This is a genomic window from Pelosinus sp. UFO1 (genome assembly GCF_000725345.1).
Classification (GTDB): Bacteria; Bacillota; Negativicutes; order DSM-13327; family DSM-13327; genus Pelosinus.
This window is the reverse complement of the sequence record NZ_CP008852.1, coordinates 3,768,544-3,784,726: the sequence shown is the minus strand read 5'-3', so window position 1 is coordinate 3,784,726 and position 16,183 is coordinate 3,768,544. Positions and strand designations below refer to the sequence as shown.

Annotated in this window: 15 protein-coding genes; 13 read left to right on the top strand and 2 right to left on the bottom strand. The window is 36.8% G+C overall.

Annotation, left to right across the window (positions count from 1 at the left end):
* Positions 1 to 3 precede the first annotated feature (3 nt).
* The 5 genes from UFO1_RS17955 (at position 4) to UFO1_RS17935 (ending at position 5,419) form a co-directional block, all read left to right on the top strand.
* On the top strand, positions 4 to 384 hold the full coding sequence (locus tag UFO1_RS17955; protein ID WP_038673102.1) for a RidA family protein: 381 nt from the start codon (positions 4 to 6) through the stop codon (positions 382 to 384).
* Positions 385 to 557: 173 nt separating this feature from the next.
* Complete coding sequence (locus tag UFO1_RS17950; RefSeq protein ID WP_038673100.1) at positions 558 to 2,525, top strand: methyl-accepting chemotaxis protein; 1,968 nt, start codon at positions 558 to 560, stop codon at positions 2,523 to 2,525.
* Between the two features lie 270 nt (positions 2,526 to 2,795).
* On the top strand, positions 2,796 to 3,461 hold the full coding sequence (locus UFO1_RS17945) for a hypothetical protein (RefSeq protein WP_038673098.1): 666 nt from the start codon (positions 2,796 to 2,798) through the stop codon (positions 3,459 to 3,461).
* Between the two features lie 108 nt (positions 3,462 to 3,569).
* Positions 3,570 to 4,739: a HAMP domain-containing sensor histidine kinase gene (locus UFO1_RS17940; protein WP_038673096.1), complete on the top strand. Its 1,170-nt coding sequence runs from the start codon at positions 3,570 to 3,572 to the stop codon at positions 4,737 to 4,739.
* Positions 4,736 to 5,419, top strand: a complete 684-nt coding sequence (locus UFO1_RS17935; RefSeq protein WP_038673094.1) for a response regulator transcription factor — start codon at positions 4,736 to 4,738, stop codon at positions 5,417 to 5,419. The genes UFO1_RS17940 and UFO1_RS17935 overlap by 4 nt, the downstream gene beginning before the upstream one ends.
* Before the next feature lie 293 nt (positions 5,420 to 5,712).
* On the opposite strand, the gene UFO1_RS17930 is transcribed toward UFO1_RS17935, so the two are convergent.
* On the bottom strand, positions 5,713 to 6,591 hold the full coding sequence (locus UFO1_RS17930) for a DUF89 domain-containing protein (protein ID WP_038673092.1): 879 nt from the start codon (positions 6,589 to 6,591) through the stop codon (positions 5,713 to 5,715).
* 457 nt (positions 6,592 to 7,048) lie between these two features.
* On the opposite strand from UFO1_RS17930, the gene UFO1_RS17925 reads away from it, so the two are divergent.
* The 4 genes from UFO1_RS17925 (at position 7,049) to UFO1_RS17910 (ending at position 10,122) form a co-directional block, all read left to right on the top strand.
* Positions 7,049 to 7,948 carry a DUF535 family protein gene (locus tag UFO1_RS17925; protein WP_038673090.1) on the top strand — a complete coding sequence of 300 codons (900 nt, stop codon included), beginning with the start codon at positions 7,049 to 7,051 and terminating at the stop codon, positions 7,946 to 7,948.
* A 197-nt stretch (positions 7,949 to 8,145) separates the two neighbouring features.
* Positions 8,146 to 8,664, top strand: coding sequence for a GNAT family N-acetyltransferase (locus tag UFO1_RS17920; protein WP_038673087.1), 519 nt, complete (start codon positions 8,146 to 8,148; stop codon positions 8,662 to 8,664).
* Between the two features lie 127 nt (positions 8,665 to 8,791).
* Complete coding sequence (locus UFO1_RS17915) at positions 8,792 to 9,313, top strand: hypothetical protein (protein WP_038673085.1); 522 nt, start codon at positions 8,792 to 8,794, stop codon at positions 9,311 to 9,313.
* Between the two features lie 179 nt (positions 9,314 to 9,492).
* Positions 9,493 to 10,122 carry a CBO0543 family protein gene (locus tag UFO1_RS17910; RefSeq protein ID WP_038673083.1) on the top strand — a complete coding sequence of 210 codons (630 nt, stop codon included), beginning with the start codon at positions 9,493 to 9,495 and terminating at the stop codon, positions 10,120 to 10,122.
* Positions 10,123 to 10,249: 127 nt separating this feature from the next.
* On the opposite strand, the gene UFO1_RS17905 is transcribed toward UFO1_RS17910, so the two are convergent.
* Positions 10,250 to 10,684, bottom strand: a complete 435-nt coding sequence (locus UFO1_RS17905) for a MarR family winged helix-turn-helix transcriptional regulator (RefSeq protein WP_038673081.1) — start codon at positions 10,682 to 10,684, stop codon at positions 10,250 to 10,252.
* Positions 10,685 to 10,859: 175 nt separating this feature from the next.
* Here UFO1_RS17905 and UFO1_RS17900 point away from each other — a divergent pair, with 175 nt between their 5' ends.
* The 4 genes from UFO1_RS17900 (at position 10,860) to UFO1_RS17885 (ending at position 16,138) form a co-directional block, all read left to right on the top strand.
* Positions 10,860 to 11,861 carry a YhdH/YhfP family quinone oxidoreductase gene (locus UFO1_RS17900; RefSeq protein ID WP_038673079.1) on the top strand — a complete coding sequence of 334 codons (1,002 nt, stop codon included), beginning with the start codon at positions 10,860 to 10,862 and terminating at the stop codon, positions 11,859 to 11,861.
* 296 nt (positions 11,862 to 12,157) lie between these two features.
* Positions 12,158 to 13,087 (top strand): 5'-nucleotidase, encoded by a 930-nt coding sequence (locus UFO1_RS17895; protein ID WP_038673077.1) that lies wholly within the window; start codon positions 12,158 to 12,160, stop codon positions 13,085 to 13,087.
* A 90-nt stretch (positions 13,088 to 13,177) separates the two neighbouring features.
* Positions 13,178 to 14,113, top strand: a complete 936-nt coding sequence (locus UFO1_RS17890; RefSeq protein WP_038673075.1) for a DUF6263 family protein — start codon at positions 13,178 to 13,180, stop codon at positions 14,111 to 14,113.
* A 249-nt stretch (positions 14,114 to 14,362) separates the two neighbouring features.
* Complete coding sequence (locus UFO1_RS17885; RefSeq protein ID WP_051788996.1) at positions 14,363 to 16,138, top strand: sigma-54-dependent Fis family transcriptional regulator; 1,776 nt, start codon at positions 14,363 to 14,365, stop codon at positions 16,136 to 16,138.
* Positions 16,139 to 16,183 lie beyond the last annotated feature (45 nt).

The following is a 16,183-nucleotide window of genomic DNA, read 5'->3' as shown; positions in this document are numbered from 1 at the left end:
CATATGAAACAGGTTATAAATACGGATAAAGCCCCAAAGGCAATTGGCCCCTATTCTCAAGCAATTAAAGCCAATGGATTTATATTTGTATCTGGACAATTACCTGTAGTTCCTACTACCGGAGAATTTGCCGAAGGCGGTGCTGCAGCACAAACAAAACAATCTTTAGAAAATGTAAAAGCTATTTTGTTTCAAGCGGGATCGACGTTGGATGATGTAGTTAAAACCACCGTATTTATCAAAGATATGAATGACTTTGTTGTCGTAAATAATGTGTATGCGGAGTACTTTAATAAAGACTATTCTGCTCGTGCTTGTATTGAAGTCGCACGGTTGCCGAAAGACGCTTTAGTTGAGATTGAAGTAATTGCAGTTTGCAGGTAGTGCATTAAAGCTTTAAGTCATTGCTCATGGTTCTTAGACTGTAATCACTGGTGCATTTTCTTGCGACACCAGTGATTACATATTTTCCTGCATAGTTTTCAACAATCAAATTTTGTACAGCATAACCTTGCTTTTGGAATGCTCGAAGCGTATTAAATAGAGGGGGACTGAATATGAAAAAAAATACATTGCAGATGCGGTTGATTATATTATTGGTACTATTTTCTTTTTTATCGGCAGCGGTAATTGGTGGTGTCAGTTCTTACATGAATGTTAATAGCGCCAGGGGAGAAATAACGAGGAATAACCAAACAATAGCAAATCAAACTGCCCATGAAATTGAACAATTTATGAATGATGACACAATTTTATTAGAGGTACTGGCTTTATCGCCTACTGCATATTCTATGGATGCGGCCAAGTTTCGGGAAATGATTATTACTGCCCAAAAAAAGAATCCAGAATTTGAAACAATCTATGTTATGAATGGAGTTGGTATGCAGATTGCGAAAACCACCAACTCAGCACTAAACAATAAAGCGGATAAAGACTACTTTAAAAATGCCATACAAGGAAATACTTTTCTTACGGAGTCCTATATCTCACAGTTGACCAATGCGCCAACCATTACTATTTCAACACCGATAAAAGATTCCAGGGGCACTATTGTTGGAGTACTTGCTGGAGATGTAAGTTTAAAAACAATTGGAGAAATTGCTTCTCGTACTTCGGTTGGTAATTCAGGTTATGTGGATGTAGTAGATAATAAGGGTACATTGTTGGCCAGTATAAATTCAGAAAAGGTAACAAAACAAGAGAATATTGGGCAAGCAAAATATGTTCAAGATGTTATCGCTGGCCAGGTTGGTAATATGGAAGCTGTATCGTCAGCCGGAGTAGAGTCCTTGATTGTATTTGCGCCTGTTAAAAGTTACAACTGGGGTATAATCACCTACTTGCCTAAGAAAGAAATCGTTGATCAAATTAGGCATAGTCTTCTAGTGATGTCAGTTTTGATTTTACTGGCTGTGCTTATTGCGGCAGGAACTGCGATTTATGTAGCCAAAGGAATGGCTAAGCCTCTTAATGAACTGGTACAGGTAGCAGATGAAATTGCCAGTGGTAATTTAAGTAAAAAGGTGCAAGTGCGGGGCGTGGCAGAAGTTAACAGATTGGCAGTATCGCTGGATAAAATGCGAGAAGATTTACACAATATTATCCTTGATATTATGTCTTCTGCTGAACAAGTTTCAGCCGCTTCTGAGCAGCTTACAGCGAGTGCTGATCAGTCAGCGCAGGCTACCCAGTTAGTGGCAAATACCATTTGTCAATTAGCACAAGGGGCTGATCAGCAAGTTGACACCATTAATACTACCTCTTCAGTGGTGCAAAAAATGTCAGCGGGTATTCAGGAAGTATCAACAAATGCTAGTTCTGTGAATGTCATATCCGAGCAAGCAGCTACTGCGGCGCAGCGTGGCGGAAAATCGATTAAAGGTGTTATGCTGCAGATGGATATAATAGAGCGAACGGTTGCAAATTCGGCAGAGGCGGTAACCAAGTTAGGAGAGCGGTCGCTAAAAATTGGCCAGATTGTCGAAACAATTTCCGGTATTGCCGGGCAGACGAATCTGTTAGCGCTTAATGCAGCGATTGAAGCAGCTAGAGCTGGCGAACAGGGGCGGGGATTTGCCGTGGTAGCAGAGGAAGTACGGAAGTTGGCCGAACAATCCCAGGAAGCAACCAAGCAAATTGCCGAATTGATTATCGAAGTTCAGACAGAGACGAATAAAGCCGTGGTAGCTATGAACGATGGTACGCGGGAAGTCAAAATAGGTGGCGAAGTGGTTAACACTGCAGGACGAGCCTTTCAAGAAATTGTGGAACTGGTTGAAGGAGTTTCAGGACAATTCAAATCTATTTTATCAGCCATGCAGCAGATGTCTGGTGAAAGCCAACAGATTGTAGGGGCAGTATACGATATTGATAAAATAAGCAGGGAGGCAGCTGGGCATACTCAGACGGTATCGGCTACGACTGAAGAGCATGCAGCATCTATGGAAGAAATTGCAGAATCCAGCCAATCCTTGGTTAAGATGGCTGAAACATTACAAAATACTGTTGCAAAATTTAAACTGTAAAATTACAGGGTGGGGTATGCCATTAAGTAGATTAAGATTTTCACGACTCGCATCCACCATCTAAAACTGAATTTTTTAACAAAGAAGCCGCTAATTATCTAGATTAAAAGGTAATTAGCGGCTTTTCTGTGATTTTATAAATATATACTGTTAGGAAATTTTTACGAATACTTTATAAAACTTTATAAAAATTTTATAATTGCTTTAAAGGCAGTTTAAAATCGTTTCTTATAATAAGCTCATAACAAATTAAGGAGGCTTATTAATAAGATGAACAAGCTTAAATTTTTGTATGATGTGGTTCAAACGTTACGGGATAAAGAGGTTATCAATGGTGTGGCAACAGTGGAAGTGAAAAAAGATCAAACAAAGGTTTTTTATGTAAAGAATGAATTTCAAAAAAATCTTGTGACAATGCAGACTAAGGCAAGTATAACTTCCGAAGTAAATTATGAAGGAAAGCAAGTCAAACATCAGAGCACTACCGAATTTACGAAACATTGCCCAGGAAATGGAATGCATGGTATGCGTCACGGACTATTTAGACATATGAATCATGCTGGTGGCAGATGTGGGAGCATAAAGGACAAACTTACAAAACTCTCCTTTGTTTTAGGCCTCTTAAATAACGTCAAAGCAGAAGAACAGGAAGATAAAACAATTCTTGTTACATTGGAGGTAGCGGAACTACCTGAAGATATCAAAACACTACTCCAGGAAAGAATGAGTCATGCTGAGAGTGACCACAGTCGGGGACATTGCTGCTTTATGAGAGAGTTCTGCTCCATTGAAAAAGGCAAATTTTCATTTGCTATGACCGTCGATAAAAATTATGAAGTTGAGAAAATCGTGATCGCTTTTGACGGCGCACAACGCAATGAAGAAAATGAGCAACATTTACTGGACATAGTCGCTGAATTGCAACTTAATAAATAATAATGTCTCTAGGTTACTATATTCCTGGGTGCAAGCTGAAAGAATGGTTTGCGCCCTTTTCATTATTTATAATATAATAAGGCAATACGTAAAGAGCAGGTGATTCTGATGTTTAGGCCTAGTAGACGTCATTTTAATTCTAAAAGGCACAATCAATGTGACGATAAATGTTTCTCAACCTTCCAAAGAATTCATTTACACCATCATCGGGAATTCCATAAATATCATCAATACTTTCGCTACTTCAGACCAGCTTTTGTACTGCTTAATATCCTGATTTTGTACCTATTATTTAATTGGGTAGGCTTTAAAGGGATTGGTATTTTTTTCGCAGTCGTCATTAGTATAAAAGAAATAGTCCATTTTATTTTTATGCTGCGTTTAGAAAAACGAATATTTACACCAATTGAAAAACTTAAGCTGGGTGTAGATGAAATTTCTAAGGGAAACTATAATGTAAAAGTTGAGTGTGATGTCCCAAATGATCTAGGTTTATTGATTTATTCGTTTAACGAAATGGCACAAAAATTATATGAAAGTGAAAAAATACAAAACGAGTATGAAGAAAATCGAAAAACACTTGTCGCTAATATTTCTCATGATTTAAAAACACCAATAACAGCTATTCAGGGCTATATTGAAGCCTTGCTGGATGAGAATATTAAATTTCAGGGTGACAAGGACAAGTATCTAAAAACCATCCATCATAATACGGTTTATATCAATAAATTGATTGATGATCTATTCCTTTTTTCAAAATTGGATATGCAAAAATTAGATTTCGCTTATGAAAGTATAGATATCGGTGCTTTTATGGATGATTTTATGGAAGAATACAAATTTGACTTGGAAGAAAAAAATATCCAATTCCAATATATCTCAGATCTAAAACAAGAATATCGCGTAAACCTTGATGGCAAAAGATTTCACCAGGCTTTCAACAATATTATTAGTAATGCTGTCCAGCATGGGCCGGAAAATGATTTATCCATCAGAATTAGGATGTATCTACAAAAAGATTATATTTGTCTTGCTATTGAAGACAATGGATATGGAATTGCTGAAGATAAGTTGCCATATATTTTTGAACGTTTTTATCGTATTGATATAGAACGCAAGAAAGAATATATGTGTACTGGACTTGGTCTAGCAATCGCGCGGGAACTTATCGAGGCTCACTGTGGGGAAATTACTGTTTCGAGTAAAGAAAAAGAAGGCACTTGTTTTACGATAAAGCTTCCAATTCTACAAGAGTATAGGGATGAGAGTACAACATGAAACGTGTATTAATTATTGAAGACGACATGGACATTGCTGAGCTGGAACGGGACTATCTTCAATTTAATGGCTATAAAGCTGAGATTGCCCAAGATGGAGTATTAGGTTTGAAAAAGGCAATGACGGGTATGTATGATGTTATTGTCGTTGATTTGATGCTGCCCCAAAAAGATGGATTTGAAATTATAAGAGAGATTCGAAAAAAACTAGAGATTCCTATTATTGTCGTCTCAGCTCGCAATGACGACATTGATAAAATTAGAGGACTCGACTTTGGAGCAGATGACTATTTAACAAAACCCTTTAGCCCCGCAGAGCTAATTGCTAGAATTAAATCTCATATGAAACGCTATCAACGTCTAAAAGGCCATACTCCTTCTGAAATGATTCAACATAAGGGGTTGGAAATCAACATCGCTTCCCATAAAGTTGCGGTGAATGGCATGCCAATTCAACTGACAACCAAGGAATATGAACTGTTATTATTCTTGGCTACCAATCCGAATATCGTTTTTAGCAAAGCACATATTTTTGATACAATATGGGGCGATGAGTGTTATGGCGATAACGCAACTGTTGCTGTTCATATTCAAAAAATCCGCAAGAAAATTGAGAAAGACCCATCCAACCCAGAATTTATTGAAACACTCTGGGGAACGGGCTATCGCTTTAATCCCTAATATCCTGTTATAACGAAAAACTCCTGCAAAGAGCAGCTTTGCAGGAGTTTTTGTATTTCAATGGTAATTACAAATTAATGTCCATAGAAGATATTCCTGCTCTGTAGCTACATCTGAAGAGACCTTGCCGGCATACCAACCTGCCATATCATTTGTTGTTACTACTGGATCAAATCCTAACTGATAGAGATCCCGAACTATACAATTCTGCAAGGATTATTTTTGAAGGCAGATCGTGCCTAGCTACTGACCAATTAATAAATATGACGGGGATTTGAAATCCCAGCCTTGACTTATCTTTTGTACTGATATTCAGAGCAAAGAATTGATAGATTCGCTACGTGTAATGAACTTGCTACAGCATCACATTTGGCCATAAAAAGAAAGAATATATGATTGCGATCGATATCACTCAAGCTTTCATAATTTCCTTGACCTTTAGCAATTACCACATCCGCTTTATAAAAAACGTCTCTGAAAACCGTACTTGTTTTTTCAATTACGGTACCGAGTGATCCATCACCATTACTAATTACTTCGGCCACCTCTTGCATTTGTACCATATCTGCATCCTCTACTGTAACGTCATTGACAATCGCCTCTCCTCTAACGCCGTAATAAACTTTTATGTTTGGAAAGATTGCAGTTATGTATTCAATAAAAATCTTATCAATTACTATTTCGCCACAGTTATCCCCTAAGTAGAGAAGTGTTTCTGCTGTTTGTAATTTTTCATATAGTTTTTTACTATCATCAATGGGCATAAATTGCTCATTGATGATATTTATTTTTTTAAGTAGCATTTTTTCATCAAAAGTATGGCTAGCAGCAAAGTCGATCAGGTTCGCAGTGATGGCAATTTTTAACGCAGTATTAAACTTATCTTCCGATTGATTGATTAAGTTTCGTATTTTATCGGCAATTTTCATGACTTCACTATTGTAGTGATTTTTGATTTCTCTATAAGGATTTGTATTAGCAATGTGTTTAGTAATAATATCCCAAGTACCCTTGATAACCTCAGGGTTAGATCTTTTATAATTAGTATTTTGTAAATACCCAAGAACGTCACGCATAATTACTTCTTTGCTATCAGAGTCTAAGTTAACCAAATCTGTTACTGCTAAAACTTGTTTAAGATTGCAGAGTATACAATTTAGATTTAAATTCATAATTGTTATTCTCCTTATTGTAGGATAGATTTACTTATTACTTTCGAAATCAATATTATAAATCCTGCATGTAATCAAGCAGCAAACCCATCAAAGTCATTTGTCATTATCCGGTAAAGCTGATTCAGTTCAAGTTTCGTAGGAGTTTTATATTTTAGTAAATGGAATAGAAATATAGGATACTGTTTGAAAGAAAAGACTAATTATGTATGATGTACGTGAAAAAATATGAAATACCTCAAAAGAATCGTCCCTGTGAGTGTCTACAGTATGCTTTCATCAAATTTTCAGTTTGAGTTGCTATACTGAGTTAGGAAAAATGATCTTTTAATAAGAGATTATTTGAGTGAAAGCAGTTATATAGAGTAAGGAAGGGTAAATAGTAAAGTAACCACTATAGTTAGAAGAGGCTGTTTATAAAGTAATGATTATTTAAATAAAAAAGAGGAGGCAATTCATGCAAGTCTATGCTCAGTTAGGTGCAAAGATTTATAATAACAATACGTTTAGTGATTATCGGCGCACGGTGGTATTTATTGTCAGATCTCTATTGAATCATAAGCAAATGCAGGACATAAGGAGTTTTTTCCAGCTAAATTCCATGCGGCGGGATATCATTACAATCAACCCATTTATTTTTGAGCAAGTAACGCGCTGTATTTTTTATCGCCACTCTACCTTTTCCGAAAGAAGGGCCTTAATAAAAGAACACTTTTTCTTCCTTGAGGATAAATTTACGTACGCGGCGTTGCGACATCTATATCTTGGAGAAGGCATTACGCTATGGCGTGACAATTATAGGGATGAAACTTTATCATTGAAGTTGCAATTTAATGATTGGCATAAAAAAGAAGGGTTAATGGGAATTACACTTAAAATTGGAGAAAGAATGATTTATCAGATAATCTTTTGGGTTGCCTTAGACGAGAGTGGCGAAAGGGGACTGAGGATCGGCGCTATACAGGGTTCGACGGGTGGATTAGATATTGCGCGAGATCTGACAAAACATTTTTACGGGCTTCGGCCTAAAAATTTTATAATTCAGGCATTGCGTGTAGTTGTTGGTCAGATAGGAATTGATCGAATTTATGCAGTATCTAATTATGGATTTTATGCCAATAATCATATTCGCATTGATCGAAAACTGAAAACATCGCTAGATAATTTTTGGGAAGAAATAGGTGGGGGGAAATGCGGTGATCCGCGTTTTTATGAAATCCCGATAACTGAGCCGCGAAAAAGATTAGAGGAAGTTAAACGTCATAAACGAAATCTCTATAGAAAGAGATTTGCTATGTTAGATACAATTAAGGAAATGATTATAAAATCGTTAGAACCGCATTTAATACAATACTAATTTCGACTAAGATCATCAAGTCAGTATAAAGAAAAACTATGAAGGGGTCTCTTCTTAGAAAATTTAAAGAACCTTATATATTACAAACTCCTGCAAAGCAGCTTAGCCTTGCAGGAGTTTTGTATTTTAATGGTAAATAGAATAGAGATATCTTTTGAGATAAAAAGATGGGAGTAGCTCAAAGGAGGAAGTTTGAGATGGGGAAATATCTTTATGAAATGAAAGAAGAATATCTTGATGAGGTGCTACAAATTTATACCCACTATATCCTCAATACTACCGCGACGTTTCATTCGCGGCTGTTGACGCGGGAAGAAATGCGGGAAATAGTTTTCTTTAATAACGAGAAATATAAGACATTTGTAATGTGTGAAAAAAATGAGGTTTGTGGTTATGTTCTTATCACCCAGCACAAAAAAAGAGAAGCCTATGACGATACTGCCGAAGTTACAATTTATTTAAAACCAAATTTTATAGGGAAAGGTATTGGCAGTATGGCGATAAAACATGTTGAAGATTACGCTAGAAAATATAAAATGCATGTGCTGGTAGCCACAATATGCGGGGAAAATGAAAAAAGCATCAGATTTTTTGAAAAAAATGGCTATATCAAATGCGCCCACTACAAAGAAGTAGGACAAAAATTCGGGCAACTACTTGATGTTGTTGCCTATCAAAAAATAATTAGCCGAAAAATTATTACTAGTTCGCTTTAGAGGCGCGTCCCTTTTGTCGATATAGTAATAGGTGATTTTTTGTTGCTGATTGGTGTCCTCTGATGGTGAAATTAACCATTGAATATTTTTTACTGGGATACTCCATAACTATGAGGGATGTGATACTATGCGAAAGATAATATTAGTAATCTGTCTGATGTTACTGATCTGTGGGCCAGTTGCAGCCAATCCGGTAGTAATTTTAGGTATCGGTCAGGTGGAACTTGGACAAGACATTGTTATGACGGAAGGTCATGATAAGAAGGGACAAATAAACTATAGCTTCAGGGCTAAGGACGGTGCAGTTTGGCGAGGGGCTATACTAATGCCGATCAGTAATATGTCCTCTAATGAGTTTGGGGATATAATAAAAACGGACGTGCTTTTAAATCGAGTTATTGAGGAAAAGATCAGCAAAAGCAATGATGTTTTGTCGACAGAAAAGGCCAGGCGAGTGATGATCGGTGGAAGAGAGTGTGCCACAACCACAGTGAAGTTAGGCATACCTGGTGCTGGCATTGTAGCGAATATGGATATGACAATAATCCCGGGAGCCGATGGACTTAAGATGTTCGGCTATATGTGCGCGGATAGTGACACCCAGTATTGGCGACCCATCATGCAAAGAATACTGGCTAGTATTCCTTAATCCCAATCATCTACTGAATAAAAAGAGCTGATCAAAAACAAAATATACGACAAACTCCTGCGACGCACTTAGCATTGCAGGAGTTTTGTATTTTAATGGTATCTGGAAACCTCTCTATGAATAAATACCGATCAATACGAGAAACTACTATAGATAATTCGTGTTTTGGAGGGGAATTCGTGTCAAGTTTTGAAGAGATTACCAATGTAGCAGCTGATCTATGGAATCTTTTATTTACACGCTGGTTATCAGAGGAACTTTTCTCGTTCAGCTGGTTTGTAATTCTGGGAAGTATGTTTCTTATCTACATTGCGTTGTTCTTATTGATTGATAAAAGCAGGCTGAGAGAAATTATCCTTTATGGAGCACTTCTTTCGGTAGCCTTCGGCTATATTGATGTAATTGGAACTAATGTTGGTTTATGGGAATACAAGACACATTTTTTACCATTTGTACCTAGTCTTTTTCCCTTTACTTATACAGTCCATCCCATAGTCCATTTACTTATATATCAGTACACTGACTCCTGGCGAAGTTTCGCAATATGGAATACCTTAGGGACAGTTTTTTTTGCCTTTATTGCTCATCCATTTTATGTATGGTCTCAAGTTTTATGGCTTGGAAAATGGAACTATGTTTACTCGTTTATTCTTGGAGTGATCATTACCTCCTTTGTGAGGGCTGTGGTTATTTGGTTAGCAAATATAGAACAGAAGCATGTGAAAGAATCAAGTCGTGCCTCTTTATTGCCAAAGTTACAACCAGTTATGAAGCTCTCAAATGAAGACAATGAGAACCCAAAAGAATAATTATAAGCTCCTCCAAGGCAGCTTAGCCTTCTAGGAGTTTTATATTTTAGTAAACAAAATATAAATATAGGATACTGTTTACCGTCATTTTATTTTTTTTACAACGATTACCATAAGTTAACATCCTCTAATTGTAATCAAAATTGTTATTTAATTTCTTGAGTAATCGTAGAAAGACTTCCTTTTCCTCTGCCGAAAAACCTTTATAAGCCGTCACAGATACCTCTCTTGAAATAGCATTAAACTTTGCTTCTATTTGCTTTCCTCTTTCAGTAAGTATAATATAAGTGACTCTTTTATCTATTTCATTTTTCTCTTTTGTGATATAACCCAAATCTAATAGTTTGTTGACTAGTGGTGTTATCGTTGATTTATCCTTGCCGATTATTTTGGCAATTTGTTTCATGGTTAGTTTGCCATGATTCTCATAAAGTGCTGTAAGAATATTTCCATGAGAAGGAATTAAATCATCCAATTGATTTTCCTGTAATTGTTCCTCAATAAAATGTAACATTTTGTTCTTCGTTCTACTTATAAAGTAGACTATGTATTTATCCTTCATCTTAGCAACCTCATCATGACTCGTAAGCCTATATTTTATAACTAGTTAATTATAGTTTTACGTAAAACTTCATGTCAATACAATAATCTTTAAATAATCAATATAGTTTGACGCAAAACTATTGCGTGGTATAATAGTTTTGTATCAAACTATTTGCCGAAAGGAATGTGGATGTATGTCTATAACTCAATTTAAAGCGCTAGTAGTCACAGAGGGGGATGACAATCAATTCTCAAGAAAAATTGTCAATAGAGAGGTCAGCACTCTTCCTGATGGTGATGTTTTAATCAATGTAAAGTATTCTTCTTTAAATTATAAAGATGCTCTTTCTTCTTCTGGCAATAAAGGAGTAACGAGGAAGTATCCTCATACTCCAGGAATAGATGCTGCAGGTATTATTGCCGAAAGCAAAAATGAAAAGTTTCATGCTGGAGATAAAGTACTCGTTACAGGATATGATCTAGGGATGAATACATCTGGGGGGTATGGTCAGTATATTCAGGTCCCTGCTGACTGGGTTGTTAAATTACCCACGAATCTTTCGCTACAAGAAACTATGATATATGGTACCGCTGGTTTCACTGCTGCTCTCTCTGTTTATAAATTGATACATGGGGGTGTTACACCATCGGCTGGTAATATCTTAGTAACAGGAGCAACAGGTGGCGTAGGTAGTATTGCTGTGGGTATTCTTCATAAGCTTGGTTATAGTGTCATTGCAGCTACAGGAAAGCCTGACGCAAAGGATATGTTATTACAAATAGGAGCCAAAGATATTATTCTCAGAGAAGAACTAGATGACAAATCTGGTAAAATACTCTTAAAGGGAAATTGGGCTGGTGTAATCGATACAGTAGGTGGAAATATGTTAGCAACTGCGCTAAAAGCTACTAACTATGGAGGAAGTGTAACATGTTGCGGAAATGTAGCCTCTCCTGAACTATTAACCTCTGTCTATCCTTTTATTTTAAGGGGGATCACTCTATATGGAGTAGATTCAGTAATGTGTCCTATGGATTTAAGGTTAGAGATTTGGTCTTTGTTAGCTAATGAATGGAAGCCTCATAACTTAGAACAAAATGTAGAAGAAGTATCTTTAGATAATTTAAATAAAAAAATTGACTTAATTCTACAAGGGAAACTCCAGGGTAGAACTATAGTTAATCTTGATTTATAAACAACTAGAAAGATCTATAAGTAAATGCGATCTTAAGACATGCCAACATAAGACAACGGAAAAGCTCTTTGTTTTGCTAAATGAGCCATTGTAGATTTCGAATAAGAAGTGCTGATCAAAGAAAAATATATACGACAAACTCCTGTAAAGTAGTCTAGCCTTGCAGGAGTTTTGTATTTTAATGGTAAATAGGATACAAATATTGATGGTATATGACAAGAAAAGGGATTTGACTTAGTAGAACAGTCCCTTTGATTCTGTAGTTAACAAAAAATTTAGATTCAAGGAGGATTGCTGTGTCTATTACATTAGAGGGAAAACTGGTAATTGCTATATCTTCCCGTGCTCTTTTTGATTTAGCTGCAAGCAATAAGATTTTTGAAGAAAAGGGAGAGGAAGAGTATACCAAATATCAGATAGAACACGAAAATGAATTACTACAGTGTGGCGTAGCATTTCCATTGATAAAAAAATTATTAGAGCTTCGTAATCCTATAACCCAAGATACTATGGTAGAAATAATTTTGATTTCTAAGAATGACCCTAATACCGGGCTAAGGGTATTTAATTCGATTGAAAAACATGGTCTAAAAATTACTCGAGCAGCATTTTCTAGAGGGAGATCACCTTATAAATATCTACAAGCATTTAAGACAGATTTGTTTTTATCTGCTAATCCAGAGGATGTAATGCTCGCGCTGGAAAACGGATACGCCAGTGCTACGATTTATGAGGGAATTTATTCCGAGGGTAATGATGATTTGGAAGAAATTAGAATAGCTTTTGATGGTGATGCTGTTATTTTTAGTGATGAAGCTGAGAAAATATATCAAGACATGGGATTAATTGAGTTTCAAAGGAATGAGAGTGAAAAGTGTGAAGTACCTTTAGCTCCTGGTCCTTTTAAAATGTTTTTAGCGGCATTACACAATTTACAAAAAACTTATAAAAATGAAAGCCAGAAACCAATAAGAACAGCATTGGTGACGGCTCGTAGTGCACCAGCACATAAAAGAGCAATAAAAACATTGCGAGCATGGGGGATTGGTGTTGATGAAGCATTTTTCTTAGGTGGATTGGATAAGGCTGCTATTTTAGAAAGTTTTAACCCTCATATCTTTTTTGATGATCAGCATACATATTGCCTTAATGCTTCGAAGGTTGTTCCTACAGGGCACGTACCAAGTGGCGTGAAAAATAAGAAACAGCCTGATGTAGAGACGTAATTCAACGATTTAAGGGGTAGTTCTTGTGCTCGTGTAGGTAGTTAAAGGATAGTAGACTGCGGATAATAAATGTATATTTTGGAGGGAAAAATGAAGTTGAAAAATTGGCTAACAATATTCTGTACGGTATTATTGACGTTTCTAGCCTGTGGATTTGCAGATGCTTTTGAATTAAATCTTAATGTACATACAGGCGACAAGTACAATGTTCATATAGTAAATAACATTGAAACAAATATGAGTGTAAACAATAGGGAAGTACAATTAAAGCAGATCGTAGATATGAATTATACTTTGAATGTGCAAGATGTCGATAAAGATAAAAATGCAACCATATATTATAAGTATGATTCTATCAAAGTTTCTTCAGAAGCTGCGGGACAGAAAATGGAGTACGATTCAAGTCAGAGTAACCCCCAAACTCCGTTGAGTGCCATATATAGCAGTATGATTGGGAAGGGTTTTACTGTTAAATTAGATAAAAAAGGACATTTATTAGAAATCAATGGGGCTAATGACATCCTAAATGGAATGGCAGATAGCATGCCAGGAAATGAAGAACAAAAGAAAGCGTTTAGAAAAATAGTAGTTCAGAGCTTTGGCGATGATGCTATCAAAACAATGCTCAAAAGCTCAATGGGTTACTATCCTGAGAAAAGCATCCAGATTGGTGATTCATGGGAGAGTACTTACGAAATAAAAGCGGTTTATCCTATGACAATGACGAGTACATGGAAGCTATTAGGGGAAAAAAATGGGCTCCTATCTGCTGACCTGCAGGCAAGGATAACTACTACGCCAGATAGTCAGGGGGTAGAGTTTATGGGCGTAAAGTCTAATATAAATTTAAGTGGTGACTGTGTGGGAAGTTTTAATATTAATAAGAGTAACGGTCTTATTCAAAATGGAACTATGGTCGAGAACATAATTGGGGAAATAGAAGTATCGAACCCGGCAAAATCAGAAGAAGTCAAACTACCAATAAAAATAGTCGCAAAGATTACCTGTGAAACAGCAAAACAATAAATTAAGTAACCCAGCATTTTAATGCTGGGTTTTCTATTTAAGATAAATTTCGTATTTGGTTTAAGACTAATTCTGAAGCCCAAAATTTCATGTTTTTTTGCTTTGTATAGTTTAAAGGGCTTTGAGAGTTCCACTGCTAAAACCGATTTTGTTCTAGTTATGTAGCTCCTAGAATATGATTATTTTAGGAGCTATTTTATAAAAAATAGTAAGGAAATTATGCGTGGACTTGATATGGGAGGCGCAGCGATGAGCCAGGAAAAGAGATCTGTGTATACACCTCAAAAAAAACAGGATTATGTTGCATGGGATCCCCATGACCGGAAGCTGGAAGTATTCTTAAATTCTACCTATGATGCCATGATTGCGGTGGATGAACATGGAATTATTAGCTTGTTTAATTGTGCTGCCGAACGGCTTTTGATGGTTAAAGCTGAGGACATGCTAGGAAGGCCGGTAAGTGAGGTGGTTCCTGGTACTCGTTTACCTTTAGTGCTCAGTTCGGGTATTTCTGAACTTAACCAACAACAAACGATTGGTCATTTGCGAATTGTAACCAATCGTATGCCAGTACGTGATAGTGACAATAAGATTATCGGGGCTGTAGCTGTCTTCCGGGATATTACCGATATAATCAATTTATCGGGAGAAATTACTAGTATAAAAGAAATGAAAATACTATTAGAATCAATTATTGAATCCTCGCAAGATGCTATTTCGGTTGTGGATCGAAATGGGAAAATCATTCTAGTCAATCCGGCCTATACAAGTCTTATTGGTCTGAGTAAGGACGAGGTGTTGGGGAAATCTCCAACGATTGATATTTGTGAAGGCGAAAGTATGCATATTAAGGTAATGAAGACCTTAGTACCTGTGCGTGGTGTTCCCTTGCAAGTAGGACCTCAAAGTAAAGAGGTCATTGTTAATGCTGCTCCCCTCATTATAAATGGCGAATTACAAGGCAGTGTAGCCGTTGTGCATGATGTTTCGGAAATACGGCAACTAAACGAAGAATTAGGACGGATGAAATGTCTTATCCGCAAAATTCAAAGTCGTTATACCTTTGATGACATTGTAGCTCAAGGCTCAGCCATGTTAAATACGGTCGAATTAGCCCGGAGGGCTGCTAATACGCCGGTGACCGTCTTGTTAACTGGTGAAACTGGGACAGGCAAGGAACTTTTTGCCCATGCCATTCACCATGCTAGTCAACGTAAAAATAACCTTTTCGTACGAGTCAATTGTGCTGCTCTTACCGAATCACTACTGGAAAGTGAATTGTTTGGCTATGAAGAAGGTGCCTTTACTGGTGGTCGTAAAGGTGGTAAAAAGGGTCTATTTGAAGAAGCCGACGGTGGCAGCATTCTTTTAGATGAAATCGGAGAAATTTCATTGGCGGTGCAAGTTAAGCTACTCAGAGTATTGCAAGAAAAGGAAATTGTGCGGGTTGGCGGAGTCAAGCCCATACCTGTCCAAATACGTGTTATTGCTGCTACGAATCGTGATTTGTTCCTTGATGTAAAAAGGGGTTTATTCCGGGAAGATTTATACTACCGTCTTAATATTTTTCCTATCGCTATTCCGCCATTGCGTCAAAGGTTGGATGAGATGCCCCACTTAGTAGATTTTTTACTTAAAAAACTAAATCAAGAATATGGACGTAATGTACAATCGGTATCAAACGAAGCTTTACGGATTCTAAGCAGCTATCTTTGGCCGGGGAATATTCGTGAACTAGAAAATGTTTTAGCCCGTGGCATGATTAACATGCGGTTTAGTGAAAGTACCATGTTATTTTCCCATTTGCCACCCTTATTACCTTTGGCTGGGAGTTGTGACATGGCTAAAATATCAACAGTGAATACCAGTACCCTAGCTGAGGCGCTGGAAAGGGCTGAGCATGAGGCAGTAGTCGCGGCACTAGCGGCAAATAGAGGCTGCAGGGAGAATACTGCTAAACAATTAGGCATATCTCTGCGTAATCTTTACTATAAAATTAAGAAATATAACATTGCTTCTGGATAATTAATTTTGAAAAATATTGCACAAATAGAATGCAAATTTCTTCAA

Bases quoted from the DNA above. Each gene is read 5' to 3' on its own strand.
- UFO1_RS17955 (WP_038673102.1), top strand. From the start codon at position 4: ATGAAACAGGTTATAAATACGGATAAAGCCCCAAAGGCAATTGGCCCC.
- UFO1_RS17950 (WP_038673100.1), top strand. From the start codon at position 558: ATGAAAAAAAATACATTGCAGATGCGGTTGATTATATTATTGGTACTA.
- UFO1_RS17945 (WP_038673098.1), top strand. From the start codon at position 2,796: ATGAACAAGCTTAAATTTTTGTATGATGTGGTTCAAACGTTACGGGAT.
- UFO1_RS17940 (WP_038673096.1), top strand. From the start codon at position 3,570: ATGTTTAGGCCTAGTAGACGTCATTTTAATTCTAAAAGGCACAATCAA.
- UFO1_RS17935 (WP_038673094.1), top strand. From the start codon at position 4,736: ATGAAACGTGTATTAATTATTGAAGACGACATGGACATTGCTGAGCTG.
- UFO1_RS17930 (WP_038673092.1), bottom strand. From the start codon at position 6,591: ATGAATTTAAATCTAAATTGTATACTCTGCAATCTTAAACAAGTTTTA.
- UFO1_RS17925 (WP_038673090.1), top strand. From the start codon at position 7,049: ATGCAAGTCTATGCTCAGTTAGGTGCAAAGATTTATAATAACAATACG.
- UFO1_RS17920 (WP_038673087.1), top strand. From the start codon at position 8,146: ATGGGGAAATATCTTTATGAAATGAAAGAAGAATATCTTGATGAGGTG.
- UFO1_RS17915 (WP_038673085.1), top strand. From the start codon at position 8,792: ATGCGAAAGATAATATTAGTAATCTGTCTGATGTTACTGATCTGTGGG.
- UFO1_RS17905 (WP_038673081.1), bottom strand. From the start codon at position 10,684: ATGAAGGATAAATACATAGTCTACTTTATAAGTAGAACGAAGAACAAA.
- UFO1_RS17900 (WP_038673079.1), top strand. From the start codon at position 10,860: ATGTCTATAACTCAATTTAAAGCGCTAGTAGTCACAGAGGGGGATGAC.
- UFO1_RS17890 (WP_038673075.1), top strand. From the start codon at position 13,178: ATGAAGTTGAAAAATTGGCTAACAATATTCTGTACGGTATTATTGACG.
- UFO1_RS17885 (WP_051788996.1), top strand. From the start codon at position 14,363: ATGAGCCAGGAAAAGAGATCTGTGTATACACCTCAAAAAAAACAGGAT.